The following is a 12,796-nucleotide window of genomic DNA, read 5'->3' on the forward strand; positions in this document are numbered from 1 at the left end:
GGAACCGGGGAGCGTCGGGGGCGCCGGTTGACAGGAGGGCAGTACGCTGAGCGGCCGGATCGACCCGCGCATCACCCGGACCACCCAGGCCTTCGAGCGGGCCATCGTGGAGCTCGCTTCGGAGCGGCCGGTCTCCCAGATCAGCGTCGCCGAACTGGCCGACCGCGCCGGGGTCACCCGAGCCACCTTCTACAACCGCTACAGCACTCCGCTGGAACTGCTCATCCAGGTCCTCGACGCCGACCTGGACCGTGGCCACCGGCTGGAGGACGAGAGGGCGCGGCACGGGCACTCGGCCGGCGACCTGCTGCGGCTGACCACCGCGGAAGTGGGCGATCACGTCGAACGGTTCCGGGCGGTCTACCGGCTCTCCCTCGACGATCCGGCGGCCAGCGGGGTCTACGAGGCGCTCGTCCGCCACTTCAGCGCGTACGCCCTGGCGTTCATGGCGCGCGCCGACCGCTCCGCGCTGCCCGACGCCAACCCGCAGGTGATCGCCCAGTTCATGGCTCACGGTTTCGCCGGTGCCATCAAGGCCTGGCTCAACGACCCCTCGGTCACCAAGGACGACATGGTCGACGCGGCCGTGGCGTGCGCGCCGGCATGGTGGGCACCCGGGTATCTACCGCGTTCGTCCTGACCCGCGCTCGGTACGCCCTTTCCCGTGATCGCCGCGCCCCCGGTGAGGGGCCGCACGAGAGCCGGACCCAGTACCTGGAGACCGCCCGGGACGGCGGCTGGTTCCCCTACCGGGTGGAGGGTGCCGAGGGCCGGTTCGCGGCCCGGCACGACGACCTCGGCGAGAACGTCCAGGGCCGTGGGTCTCTACAGGTCGTCCGTCGCCCCGAGTCCCGTCAGCGCGCCCACCGGGTCCAGGTCGGGGGTGCCTCTGGGCCACCAGTCGTCGTGGCCCGGTTCGGACTCGTAGGCGTACCACAGCCCGTCGCGGCCCAGCCTGAGCTGGACATGGCCGCCGGGGTGGGTCAGGTGGTTGCGCCAGGGCCGGAAGGCCGGGAGGTCGGCGGCCAGGAGCAGGGGTCTGGCCCGGTCGAAACGGCCGGCCGGCGGATCCCAGGGTTCCTCCAGCACGGCGAGCCCCTCCGGGCCGCCCTGCCGCCAGGCGGCGACCGCGCGGGCCAGGTCGCCCGGGGTACGGCCGACGGCGTCCGCGAGCGAGGCGTAGAGGGCGCGGGTGGACGCGGTCAGGCCGGAGCCGGGGCGGGCCGCGGCGAGGCGTACCGCGTCCTGCCAGAGGGTCAGTTCGCCGACCGGGTCGCGTCCGGTGGCGAGCAGGGCGTGGGCGCGGGCGGCGGCGTCCGTGGCCAGCTGGTCCAGCGTGAAGGGGTCGGGTCCACCGGGCACGCCCGGGTACACCGGGGGCTGCTCGGGGTGCGACGGCACCGGCAACGGGGGCGGCAACGGCGGGAGTTGACGCGGTGCCAGGGCCTCGGTGGCGCGGACGCCGGGCAGGGACACCGGCTGCCGCTCGCGGGCCGCGCGGGCGGCGTTGCGCCGGGACAGGGCGTCGAGGACCTCCCGCTCGCCCCGGCCGCGCAGCAGAAGCAGCACGAACGGGTCGGCGTCCAGCAACCGCGCGGTCTGGTAGCAGAGCGCGGCCGCGTGCTTGCAGGGGTGCCCGAAGTCCGGGCAACTGCAACGGGGTTCGAGCTCGCCGGGCCCCGGCAACAGGGGCACCCCGCTCTCGGCGAGGGCCTGCGGAAGCTCCTTGTCCAGCAAGGCGGCGATGTCTGCGGGCCGGTCGGCGGCGGCCGCCAGGAACCGCTCCCACTCGTCCTCGCCGAAGGTGCGCAACCGGACCTGCACGCGATACGGCCGCGGCCGGCTCCCCTGCACATACGCCAGAACCAGCCCCGGCGTCACGGTGATGGCGTCCACGTGGCCCCGCTCGGCATAACCCCGCCCCCGCACCAGCCGCTGCACGTCCAACGCGCCCTCTTCCAGGGCCCGCACCCAGGCGTTCCCCCACCACGTCCCGGCAAAGTCCGCCCCGGCTGCACCGACGCGGGAGGGAAGCGAGGGAAAGGTCCGGCGAAGCTCGCTGTCGCGGTGCGGGGTGGCCATGGTGCGGGGCAGGCGGGGGGTGGTGGCGGCGCCCTCCGGCTCCGGGTGACCGGAGGTCGAGGCGGAACCGGTCGGAACCGGGGGGCGCAGGGCCGCGGCGGACGTGGAGGAGGCCGGATGCGGGTGGCCGGCAGGGGCGGTGGACGCGGGTGTGTGCGGATCCGGGGAACCGAGGGGCGCGAGGGGCGCAGGGGGCGTGGAAACCGTCGGATCCGAGTGGCCCGGAGGCGTGACGGACGCGGGGGTGCCGGACCGCGGTCGCTGGGAGGCGGCAGGCGCCGGGGGCGTCGGCTGCGGACGGTCGGAGGCGGCAGGCGCCGGGACCGTCGGCCGCGGACGGTCGGAGGCGGCAGCGGACGCGGCCGGAGTGGGATTCGTTTCGGAGTGTTGCGGTGCCGTGGGTCGCGCCCCGTCTTCGTCGAGGTGCGCCGTCGAAGTCGCTTGGTCTGCCGGGGCGTCGGCCGGTGCCGGCCCGTTCGGCTCGGGTTCCTCTTTCGGCATCCTGAACGCGGTCGCCAGGAACTGCCTCAGGTCGTGCGCGGTGCGACCACGAACCGACTCCGCCGGGGTCGGCGACGGCAGCCGGCGTACCGCGCGAACCGACGCTCCTTCCGAGGCTTCCGCCGCTGCCGCCTCGGCGCGCCGGGCCTCCGCGCGGGCCGCGCGCAGCGCCTCGCGCGCGACGTCACCGGGGCGGGCGCCCGGTCGTACGGCAGCGGGGGCCGGGCCGCCGGCGTCCACCGGCCCGGCGTCGGGGACAGCGGCACCACCGCCCACGTCGGCCCGGCCCACGTCGGCCCGGCCCGCGTCGGCCTCGGCTTCGGCGTCCCGCTGCTCCGCCTCCTTCGAGACCGCGGCCGCCCGCAGCGCCAGCCGTGCCGCGTCGGACGCCCTGGGCACCCGCTGCTCGGCGTCCGTACCCGGCGCGGCGGGGCCTTTGGGCCGTGCCCCGGCCTCAGCCGACTCGCCGCCCCCGGTCTCCGCACCGCGTCCCCGTGCCGCCCGCAGCGCCCGCCGAGCCGCGTCGCCCGGCCGCTGCTCGTCCTCGCTCATGACGTCCTCCGCAGCGACACCAGGTCCGACAGCTCGCGGTCCGTCAGCTCGGTCAGCGCGGACTCGCCGGAGCCCAGGATCGCGTCGGCGAGGGCGCGCTTGGCCTCCAGCATCTCGGCGATGCGGTCCTCCACCGTGCCCTCGGTGACCAGGCGGTGGACCTGGACGGGCTGGGTCTGGCCGATGCGGTACGCGCGGTCGGTCGCCTGCTCCTCCACCGCCGGGTTCCACCAGCGGTCGAAGTGGACGACATGGCCCGCGCGGGTGAGGTTGAGGCCGGTGCCCGCGGCCTTCAGCGACAGCACCAGGACCGGCGTCGCGCCGCTCTGGAAGCGGTCCACCATGCGCTCCCGCTCCGGTACCGGTGTGCCGCCGTGCAGGAGGTCGACGGGGACCGCGCGGGCCTGGAGGTGCGCGGTGATCATGCGGGCCATGCCGACGTACTGGGTGAACACGAGCACCGAGCCGTCCTCGGCGAGGACCGTGTCCAACAGTTCGTCGAGCAGGGTGAGTTTGCCGGAGCGGGCGGCCAGGCCGTCGGCGCGCGTCTCCTCCTTGAGGTAGAGCGCGGGGTGGTCGCAGATCTGCTTCAGGGCGCCGAGGAGCTTGAGCACCAGGCCCCGGCGCGCGATGCCCTGGTCCGTCGTCTCGATGGCGAGCATCGACTCGCGGACCACCGCCTCGTACAGCGCGGCCTGTTCGCGGGTGAGGGGGACGGGGTGGTCGGTCTCGGTCTTGGGCGGCAGCTCGGGGACGATGCCCGGGTCGGACTTCTTGCGGCGCAGCAGGAAGGGGCGGACCAGGCCGGCGAGCCGGGCCACCGCCTCCTTGTCCTCGCCGTTCTCGACGGCGCGCGCGTGCCGGGCACGGAAGGACTTCAGGGGGCCGAGGAGTCCGGGGGTGGTCCAGTCGAGCAGGGCCCAGAGTTCGGAGAGGTTGTTCTCCACGGGGGTGCCGGTGAGGGCCACGCGCGCGGGGGTCGGGATGGTGCGCAGCGCCTTGGCGGTGGCCGAGTAGGGGTTCTTGACGTGCTGTGCCTCGTCGGCGACGACCATGCCCCAGGGCTGGTCGGCGAGCCGGGCCGCGGCGGCCCGCATGGTGCCGTAGGTGGTGAGGACGAAGCCGCCGTCGAGGCCCTCCAGGGTGCGGTCGGGACCGTGGAAGCGGCGGACGGGGACGCCGGGCGCGAACCGGGCGATCTCCCGCTGCCAGTTGCCGAGCAGCGAGGCGGGGCAGACCACCAGGGTCGGTTCGGTGCGGGCCCGCTTGAGGTGCAGGGCGATGACGGTGATCGTCTTGCCGAGGCCCATGTCGTCGGCGAGGCAGCCGCCGAGGCCGAGGGAGGTCATGAGGTCGAGCCAGGCCAGGCCCCGCAGCTGGTAGTCGCGCAGGGTGGCCCGCAGGGCGGCGGGCGGCTCGGCGGGCTGGACGCCGGCCGTGAGGCGGTCGCGCAGGGCCGCGAGAAGACCGACGGGGACCGCCTCGACGGTCTCGCCGTCCACCTCGGCCTCGCCGGTGAGTGCCACGGAGAGCGCGTCGACCGGGTCGAGCAGGCCCAGTTCGCGCTTGCGGGCCTTGCGGACCAGGGCCGGATCGACGAGCACCCAACGGTCCCGCAGCCGTACGACCGGACGGTGGGCCTCGGCCAGCGCGTCCATCTCGGCGTCGCTGAGCGGGTCCCCGCCGAGCGCCAGCTGCCAGCGGAACTGGAGCAGTTCCTCGCCCTCGAAGAAGCCCGTGCCGTCGGTCGCCGAGCCGGGTGCGGAGCGGATCACGGCGGCCGCGGTGAGGTCCTGGGCCAGGTCGCGGGGCCAGTGCACGGCGACCCCGGCCGCCGCGAGCCGGGTCGCGGCCACCCCGAGCAGATCGCCCAACTCCTCCTCGGAGAGGGCGAGTACGTCCGGCACGTCCTGTTCGGCCAGCCGGTCCAGTGGTGGCCACACCCGCGCGGCCCGGCGCACGGCCAGCGCCGCGTCGACCCGCGCGCGGGGACCGAATGCGGCGTCGGCCCGTCCCGCCCACAGTGCCGCCGCGTCGGTCACCAGGGTGGGGTCGGAAAGGCTGTGCACCTGGACGATCGCCGCTCCCGCGCGGTGCGCTTCCTCGCTGTCGTCGAACAGGTCGTAGGCCGACAGGTCCAGGCAGAGCGAGACGCGCACGCCCGCGTCCATGCCGGCGGCGACCTCCGCGGCCCACTCCTGGGCGTCGGGCAGCCGCTGGGCCTCGCGGGCGGCGAACGGCCTGCCCGAGGTGTGCGGCGCGGCCGGGGTGCGGGGCAGGGTGTCGGCGACCGCGTCCAGGAAGGAACGGATCAGCGCCTCCGGCTGGGGCAGCCGGAGCGGGCCGGGGCCGGGCAGCGGGACGGCATGGCCCTCGGCGGGCAGTGCGGCGGCCACCGCGCGCAGGTGGGCGATGTCGGCGGGCTCCAGGGGCCCGGCGCGCCAGGCGTCGTGTCCGGCCGGGGTGAGGCCGGGCAGCAGGCGGCCCCGGGCGGCGAGCCGCAGCGCGTGCTGGGCGGCGGCGCCCCAGCAGGCGGTGGCGGGGTGGGCGGCCGGGTCGCGGCGGGCTCGCACGAGCAGGGGGAGGGCCTCGCCGAGCGGCAGGGTCAGCGCGGGCACCTGCCGGCGGCGGACACCGGCGCCGTGCCGTCGTACGACCGTCAGGTCCTCGGTCGCGGCGGCGGGCAGCGGGTCGCCGTCCGGGTCCCAGAAGGCGATCCGGCCCTGGCGCGGAAGGTCGGCGGGCAGATAGACCGCCGCCAGGCGCAGCGGGACGCCGTCAGGGGTCTCGGTCACCGTGCCGCTCATACGTTCTGCCACCTCCCGCCCACATGTCGGATCAGACGTCTTCGACTGTACGGGCGGGGTCTGACAATCGGTCCCGGCGACCGGCCGGAGGCCGTGCTCACGGCACGGTGCGGGAGACGACGTAGATCATCGGGTAGTTCGGGTCGGCCGTGTTCACGACCACGTCCTGGGTGGGCGCCGGGTTCTTCTGCTTGTGGGTCAGGCTCGACCAGGGGCCGGGTCCGGTGAACTTCCAGCCGGTGATCTTCTGGTCCCGGGAGCCGATGCTGATGTCGTCCTTCTTGAGCGCGTCCCGGTTGACGCCCATGCCCTCCAGGAAGCTGTCCAGGCCGGCGTTGTTGGTCCGGAACTGGACGTAGAGACGGCTGGTCTTCCAGTTGTTCGTCTCGTAGTAGGCGATCATGTCGGCCGGGTGCGGGACCGGCACCTGGTAGAGCCGCCGCTGCACCTTGGACGGCCAGCCCTCGGTGAGGCCGGTCGCCGAGTACTTGGACTCCTTGTCCTTGCCGCTGTTGCGGCTCTGGGCGGCGGAGATCACCAGATAGCCGGCCGGTACGCCGATGAGCAGCACGATGATCAGGAGCGTCAGCGCCCGGCGCTTGGCCTTGTGCCCCGGGGTCTCGGGCGGGCGCTTCGGCTCCTCCGGGGACGCGGCCTGGCGGGGCAGCGAAGCGGTCATGCGGTGTCCCGGGTGCGGCGGGCCTCCGCGAACCGCTCGTAGCGCTCGTACCGCTCGACCCGGCGCCGCTTGGCGCGCCGGAAGCGGCGGGCGACCAGGCGGGCGAGGTCGGCGGCGCCGACCATGCCGGCCTCGGGGCCCAGCTGGGCGCGGGCGATCCGGGCCTCGGGGCGGTAGCCGCGGCCGGTGAGCTGGCGCTTGAACGCGTCCCGCGCGGGGCCGATCAGCAGGTCGTCGGCGGCGCTCACGCCACCGCCGATGACGAAGCAGGACGGGTCGAGGGCGGCGGCGAGGTTGGCGATGCCGACGCCGAGCCACTGGCCGATGTCCTGGAGCAGCTCGACGCACATGGCGTCGCCCTCGCGGGCCAGCTCGGTGATCATCGGGCCGGTGATCTCGTTGATGTTGCCCTTGACGTGCTCGATGATCCCGTAGGCCACCGGGGAGTCGGCCGCGGCCAGCTCCTTGGCCTCGCGGACCAGCGCGTTGCCGGAGCTGTACTGCTCCCAGCAGCCGCGGTTGCCGCACGCGCAGCGGTGACCGCCGGGCACGACCTGCATGTGGCCGAACTCGCCGGCGACGCCGTACTTGCCGCGCTTGACCTGGCCGTCCTCCAGGATCGCGCCGCCGATGCCGGTGCCGAGTGTGATCATGACCAGGTGGTCCTCGCCGCGGCCGGCGCCGAACCGCCACTCCGCCCAGGCGGCGGTGTTGGCGTCGTTGTCCACGAGGACGGGGACCGAGAGCCGGCCGGAGAGACGGTCGCGCAGTGGTTCGTTGCGCCAGGACAGGTGCGGGGCGAAGAGCACGCGGTTGCGGTCGGCGTCGACCCAGCCGGCGGCGCCGATGCCGACGGCGTGCACGTCGTGCCGGTCGGACAGGTCCAGGACCAGCTCGACGATCGTGTCCTCGACGACCTTCGGGCTCTTGGACTTGTCCGGGGTCTCCGTGCGGAGCTTCTCCAGGATGTTGCCGTCGGCGTCCACGACGCCCGCCATGACCTTGGTGCCGCCGATGTCGATGCCGACGGTGGGGACACGGGGGGCCGTCAGGTGGGACCGGCGCTCCCGTGTGCCGACCGTTCGCAGGACGGGGGCTCGGCGGGAGCCTATGGGGGCCGTGAGGTCGCGGTAGGTGCTCATCGGGCTTGATTCTGCCGTACGCGTGCGTGTAGCGCCGTTCGGGGGAGATAAGCGCCGTTGCCGGGTGCGGCTCCGTAGTGGCTAGTCGCGCGGTTCCCCGCGCCCCTGGCCCCGCCGCAGTTCGTGGCGTAGCGAATCCAGGTCGCTTCCGCCTGCCATCTGCTGGGTCAGCTCGTCCAGGGTGACCGAGTCACGGTCGTAGCTCCCCACCATCGCGCCCCTCCTCAACAGCACGAACCTGTCCCCCACCAAGTACGCGTGATGCGGGTTGTGGGTGATCAACACAACACCCAGGCCCTGGTCACGTGCCGCCGCCACGTATTTCAGGACCACACCTGACTGCTTCACTCCCAGTGCCGCCGTCGGCTCGTCCAGGATCAGGACCTTCGCGCCGAAGTAGACGGCCCTCGCGATCGCCACGCACTGGCGTTCGCCGCCCGACAGGGTGCCGATGGGCTGGTCGACGTCCCGCAGGTCGATTCCCATGCGGAGGAGTTCGGCGCGGGTGGTGCGGCGCATGAAGTCGACGTCCAGGCGCTTGAGCACACGGCCCTTGCGGGGTTCCGAGCCGAGGAAGAAGTTGCGCCACACCGGCATCAGCGGCACGACCGCCAGGTCCTGGTACACCGTGGCGATGCCCCGGTCCAGGGCCTCGCGCGGGGAGGTCAGCGTCGTCTCCTCGCCCTCGACGACGAGCGTGCCGCCGTCGTGCCGGTGCAGGCCCGCGACGATCTTGATCAGGGTGGACTTGCCGGCCCCGTTGTCGCCGAGGACGCAGGTGATCTCGCCCGCCTGGACCTCCAGGGAGACCCCCTCCAGGGCGCGGACGGTGCCGTAGTTCTTGCTGACGTCGGTCAGCCGGACGAGGGTCATGCGGTGGCCTCCGCGCGCTTGCGGACCCAGGTGTTGAGCAGGGTCGCGAGGAGCAGCATCGCTCCGAGGAAGAACTTGAACCAGTCGGGGTTCCACTCGGCGAAGACGATGCCCTTGCTGGTCATGCCGAAGATGAGCGCCCCGACCGCCGAGCCGACCGCGCTGCCGTAACCGCCGGTGATCAGGCAGCCGCCGATGACGGCCGCAATGATGTAGATCAGCTCGTTGCCGACGCCCTCCCCGGACTGGACGGCGTCGTACGAGAAGAGCAGGTGCTGGCCGGAGATCCAGGCGCCGAGCGCCACGCCCATGTAGAGGCCGATCTTGGTCCTGGCGACGGGGACGCCGACCGCGCGGGCCGCGTCCTGGTTGCCGCCGACCGCGAAGATCCAGTTGCCGGCGCGGGTGCGCAGCAGGATCCAGGAGGCGATCGCGACCAGGGCGAGCCACCAGAGAATCGTGACCTTGAAGTCGACGCCGCCGACGGTGAGCGTCGAGGCGAAGACCGCGTGGGCGGACGCGAAGCCCTCCATGTCGGCGATCGTCTTGGTGGAGACCGTGCCGTCGATCAGCTTGGTGAAGCCGAGGTTCATGCCGGTCAGCATCAGGAAGGAGCCCAGGGTGACGATGAAGCTGGGCAGCTTGGTGCGGGTGAGCACGAAGCCGTTGAACGCGCCGACGGCAAGGGTCACGAGGAGCGAGACTCCTACGCCGACCCAGGTGTTCGCCGTCATCTGGTAGCTGAACATCGAGGAGATCAGCGCGGCGGAGGTCACCAGGACGCCCGCGGAGAGGTCGAACTCGCCGCCGATCATCAGCAGCGCCACCGGTACGGCCATGATGCCGATCGTCGAGGAGGCGTAGAGGACCGTGCTGATGCTGGACGCGCGCACGAAGCCGTCGGCGGCCACGGCGAAGAAGAGGAAGACGGCCAGTGCGCCGACGACCGAGCCCAGCTCCGGACGGGAGAGGAGTCTCCGCAGCGGAGAGGTCTGCAGAATCCTTTCATCAAGGGAGCGTTCCAGGGTGGTACTCATCGGGTGCCCCGCTCGGTGTACTTCGCCAGCGCGGTCGCCTGGTCCTTGGTGATGATCTGCGGGCCGGTCAGCACCGGCTGCCCGCCGCCGAGGACGTCGCCGTTGTACTTGTAGAGCCACAGCAGGTCGACCGCCTGGTAGCCCTGGAGGTACGGCTGCTGGTCCACGGCGAAGCCGAGGGTGCCGTCCTTGAGCTCGGCGGCGACCTTGGCGTTGAGGTCGAAGGTGTCGACCTCGGCCGTGCTGCCCGCGTCCGTCTTCGCCTTCACGGCGGTGTCGGCGTACGGCGCCCCGAGCGTGACGACGGCGTCGATCGACCGGTCGGCCTGGAGCTTCGCCTCGATCGAGGACTGCACGTCGGGCATGTTGGTGCCGTTGACGTAGAGGTTCTCGACCTCGCCGTCGAAGTTCTTGGCGACGCCCGCGCAGCGCTGCTCATGGCCGACGTTGCCCTGCTCGTGCAGGACGCACAGGGCCTTCTTCCTGCCACGCCCGTTCAGCTCGTCGCCGACCGCCTGACCCGCGATGGTCTCGTCCTGGCCGATGTGCGCGAGGGCGCCGAAGGCCTTGGACTCCTCGGAACCGGAGTTCACGGTGATCACCGGGATGCCGGCCTTCTCGGCCCGGGCCACGGCCGCCTTGAGGGCGTCCGGCTTGGCGAGGGTGACGATGATCCCGTCGACCTTCTTGTCGACCGCCGCGTCCACGAGCTGCGCCTGCTGCTGGGCCTCGTCGTCGTGCGAGTACAGGAAGTTGATGTTGTCCTTGCGGGCGGCCTGCTTCGCACCGCTCTGCACGATGTCCCAGAAGGTGTCGCCGTCCCCCGAGTGAGTGATCATCGCGAAGGTCCAGCGGGGGGTGTTCACCACCGCCCTCCCCTGGGCCGCCGCGACGTTCCGGGCGTCCTCCGCCCGCTTGCCGCCGGTACTGCTGCACCCGGCGAGGGTGACGCCGAGCGCCCCCGCCACCGCGATGCCCACCCAGGTCCGAAACCGTGCCACGAGGCCTTGCCCTTCTTGCCGTGCTCATACGTGCGAGAGGGGCGGGCGAAGCTCACCGTGGGTGACCACCGACGGCGACCTCACCTGCCCCAAAAGCCTCAGTATCGAACATGGGGTACACCCCTGACGGCGGCGGGCGGCACTCTGTGCTCACATTGTCCGGACATTGCGACTAACAGAACGTCGGAAACGGGCCGCGTTCAGGACCGTACGAGCAGCTGGAACTCGAAGGAGTAGCGGGTCGGCCGGTAGATGTGGTCGCCGAACTCGACGGCGCGGCCGGTGTCGTCGTACGTGGTGCGCCGCATGGTGAGCAGCGGGGCACCCTCCGGCTCGGCGAGCCGCTCGGCCTCGGCGGCCGTGGCGCCACGCGCGCCGATGGACTGGCGGGCGCTGTGCAGGGTGATCCCGGCGGCCCGCATCAGGCGGTAGAGGCCGGTCGCCTCCAGCTGCCCGGTGTCCAGGTCGAGCAGACCGGGCGGCAGGTAGTTGGTCAGGTACGCCATCGGCTCGCCGTGCGCCAGCCGCAGCCGCTCGATCCGGTGCACCTCGGTGTCCTCGGCGACCGCCAGCGCGGCGGCGATCTCGGCGGACGCCGGGACGACGGTGTTGACCAGTACCTTCGTCGCGGGGCGCTGACCGGCCGACTCCAGGTCGTCGTAGAGGCTGCTGAGCTCCAGGGGGCGTTTGACCTGGCTGTGCACGACCTGGGTGCCGACACCCCGGCGACGGACAAGCAGGCCCTTGTCGACGAGGGACTGGATGGCCTGACGCACGGTAGGACGGGACAGGCCGAGCCGTGCGGCGAGCTCGATCTCGTTGCCCAGCAGGCTGCCGGGGGTGAGCGAGCCGTGCTCGATGGCCGCCTCCAGCTGCTGCGCGAGCTGGAAGTACAACGGCACCGGCGAGCTCCGGTCCACGCTCAGGTCGAGCGGCACGGTCGGGTCCACATCAGGTTTCGGCACGGGCCCGAGCGTATCCCCGTGACGGGTTGACGGGAAGTTGTGTAGTTCGATTGTCCGGACATACGGATTGACAGCGCACGGGGTGCACCCGCACCTTGTTCCCATGCGCATCGGGGTCATCGGGACGGGCCGCATCGGAACCATTCATGCGAACACGCTCAGCCGCAATCGTGAGGTCGGGTCACTGATCCTGACGGACGTGGATCCGGCGCGGGCCCAGGATCTGGCACACCGCCTCGGGGAGACGGCGGCACCCGGGACGGACGAGATCTTCAAGTGGGGCGTGGACGCCGTGGTGATCACCACCGCGACCTCGGCACACGCCGACCTGATCGGCCGGGCCGCGCGCTCCGGGCTCCCGGTCTTCTGCGAGAAGCCGATCGCCCTGGACCTGCCGGGCACGTTGCACGCCCTGGCCGAGGTGGAGAAGGCCGGGACGGTGCTGCAGATGGGCTTCCAGCGGCGCTTCGACAAGGGGTACGTGGGCGCCCGGGAGGCCGTGCGCTCGGGCCGGCTCGGACGGCTGCACACCGTGCGGGCGCTGACCTCCGACCAGTCCCCGCCCCCGCCGGAGTGGCTGCCGCTGTCCGGCGGGCTGTTCCGGGACACCCTGATCCACGACTTCGACGTGCTGCGCTGGGTGACCGGCCGCGAGGTCGTCGACGTGTACGCGACCGGCTCGGACGCCGGGCCCGCCATGTTCCGCGAGGCCGGTGACGTGGACACCGGCGCGGCCCTGCTCACCCTGGACGACGGCATGCTGGCCACCGCCACCGCGACCCGGCTGAACGGCGCCGGGTACGACGTGCGGATGGAGCTGTCCGGGGAACGGGACACCGTGGTGGTCGGCCTGGACGACCGTACGCCGGTGGCCTCCACCGAGCCGACCGGGCCGCCGCCCGCCGACAAGCCGTGGCCCGGCTTCCTGGAGCGGTTCGGGCCCGCCTACGAGGCCGAGTTGTGCGCCTTCGTCGACGTGGTGCGCGGCGGACTCGCCAACCCCTGCGACGGGCGCGAGGCGCTCCAGGCGCTGCGGATCGCGGAGGCCTGCGAGGTGTCCCGGCACGAGCGGAGACCGGTCGCCCTCGCCGAGATCCCGGACCGGCTGGGCTGACCCGCGGCTGCCGCCGGCCGGCAGCGCACCGGCCACCGGCCGG

At 72.9% G+C, this 12,796-nt stretch carries 10 protein-coding genes; 2 read left to right on the forward strand and 8 right to left on the reverse strand.

Annotated elements, in window-relative coordinates; translation table 11 throughout:
* Positions 1–106 precede the first annotated feature (106 nt).
* The gene (locus ABZ642_RS01160) at positions 107–640 is read left to right on the forward strand and encodes a TetR/AcrR family transcriptional regulator (RefSeq protein WP_360475063.1); all 534 of its coding nucleotides are present in this window, start codon (positions 107–109) and stop codon (positions 638–640) included.
* Between the two features lie 185 nt (positions 641–825).
* Here the strand turns inward: ABZ642_RS01160 and ABZ642_RS01165 are convergent, their stop codons facing one another.
* From ABZ642_RS01165 to ABZ642_RS01200, 8 genes are all read right to left on the reverse strand, one after another.
* Entirely contained in the window at positions 826–3,135 is a 2,310-nt protein-coding gene (locus ABZ642_RS01165) for an SWIM zinc finger family protein (RefSeq protein ID WP_360475066.1), read from the reverse strand.
* Positions 3,132–5,942, reverse strand: a complete 2,811-nt coding sequence (locus ABZ642_RS01170; RefSeq protein ID WP_360475069.1) for a DEAD/DEAH box helicase — start codon at positions 5,940–5,942, stop codon at positions 3,132–3,134. Before ABZ642_RS01170 ends, ABZ642_RS01165 begins: the two co-directional genes overlap by 4 nt.
* Before the next feature lie 97 nt (positions 5,943–6,039).
* Positions 6,040–6,621, reverse strand: coding sequence for a sugar kinase (locus ABZ642_RS01175; protein ID WP_360475072.1), 582 nt, complete (start codon positions 6,619–6,621; stop codon positions 6,040–6,042).
* Positions 6,618–7,763: an ROK family glucokinase gene (locus ABZ642_RS01180; protein WP_360475075.1), complete on the reverse strand. Its 1,146-nt coding sequence runs from the start codon at positions 7,761–7,763 to the stop codon at positions 6,618–6,620. Before ABZ642_RS01180 ends, ABZ642_RS01175 begins: the two co-directional genes overlap by 4 nt.
* Positions 7,764–7,844: 81 nt before the next feature.
* Positions 7,845–8,636, reverse strand: a complete 792-nt coding sequence (locus ABZ642_RS01185) for an ATP-binding cassette domain-containing protein (protein WP_360475078.1) — start codon at positions 8,634–8,636, stop codon at positions 7,845–7,847.
* Positions 8,633–9,673, reverse strand: coding sequence for an ABC transporter permease (locus ABZ642_RS01190; RefSeq protein ID WP_360475081.1), 1,041 nt, complete (start codon positions 9,671–9,673; stop codon positions 8,633–8,635). Before ABZ642_RS01190 ends, ABZ642_RS01185 begins: the two co-directional genes overlap by 4 nt.
* A complete protein-coding gene (locus ABZ642_RS01195) occupies positions 9,670–10,674 on the reverse strand; it encodes a sugar ABC transporter substrate-binding protein (protein WP_360475084.1) in 1,005 nt (334 codons plus the stop codon). The genes ABZ642_RS01190 and ABZ642_RS01195 overlap by 4 nt, the downstream gene beginning before the upstream one ends.
* A 200-nt stretch (positions 10,675–10,874) precedes the next feature.
* Entirely contained in the window at positions 10,875–11,612 is a 738-nt protein-coding gene (locus tag ABZ642_RS01200) for a GntR family transcriptional regulator (protein ID WP_351698172.1), read from the reverse strand.
* A gap of 130 nt (positions 11,613–11,742) precedes the next feature.
* On the opposite strand from ABZ642_RS01200, the gene ABZ642_RS01205 reads away from it, so the two are divergent.
* The gene (locus tag ABZ642_RS01205; protein ID WP_360475087.1) at positions 11,743–12,753 is read left to right on the forward strand and encodes a Gfo/Idh/MocA family oxidoreductase; all 1,011 of its coding nucleotides are present in this window, start codon (positions 11,743–11,745) and stop codon (positions 12,751–12,753) included.
* The last annotated feature ends 43 nt before the right edge of the window (positions 12,754–12,796 follow it).

Source organism: Streptomyces sp. NPDC007157, from assembly GCF_040634235.1.
Taxonomy (GTDB): Bacteria; Actinomycetota; Actinomycetes; order Streptomycetales; family Streptomycetaceae; genus Streptomyces.

Coding starts and splice junctions, on each gene's coding strand:
- ABZ642_RS01165 (WP_360475066.1), bottom strand. CDS start 3,135: ATGAGCGAGGACGAGCAGCGGCCGGGCGACGCGGCTCGGCGGGCGCTG.
- ABZ642_RS01170 (WP_360475069.1), bottom strand. CDS start 5,942: ATGAGCGGCACGGTGACCGAGACCCCTGACGGCGTCCCGCTGCGCCTG.
- ABZ642_RS01175 (WP_360475072.1), bottom strand. CDS start 6,621: ATGACCGCTTCGCTGCCCCGCCAGGCCGCGTCCCCGGAGGAGCCGAAG.
- ABZ642_RS01180 (WP_360475075.1), bottom strand. CDS start 7,763: ATGAGCACCTACCGCGACCTCACGGCCCCCATAGGCTCCCGCCGAGCC.
- ABZ642_RS01185 (WP_360475078.1), bottom strand. CDS start 8,636: ATGACCCTCGTCCGGCTGACCGACGTCAGCAAGAACTACGGCACCGTC.
- ABZ642_RS01190 (WP_360475081.1), bottom strand. CDS start 9,673: ATGAGTACCACCCTGGAACGCTCCCTTGATGAAAGGATTCTGCAGACC.
- ABZ642_RS01205 (WP_360475087.1), top strand. CDS start 11,743: ATGCGCATCGGGGTCATCGGGACGGGCCGCATCGGAACCATTCATGCG.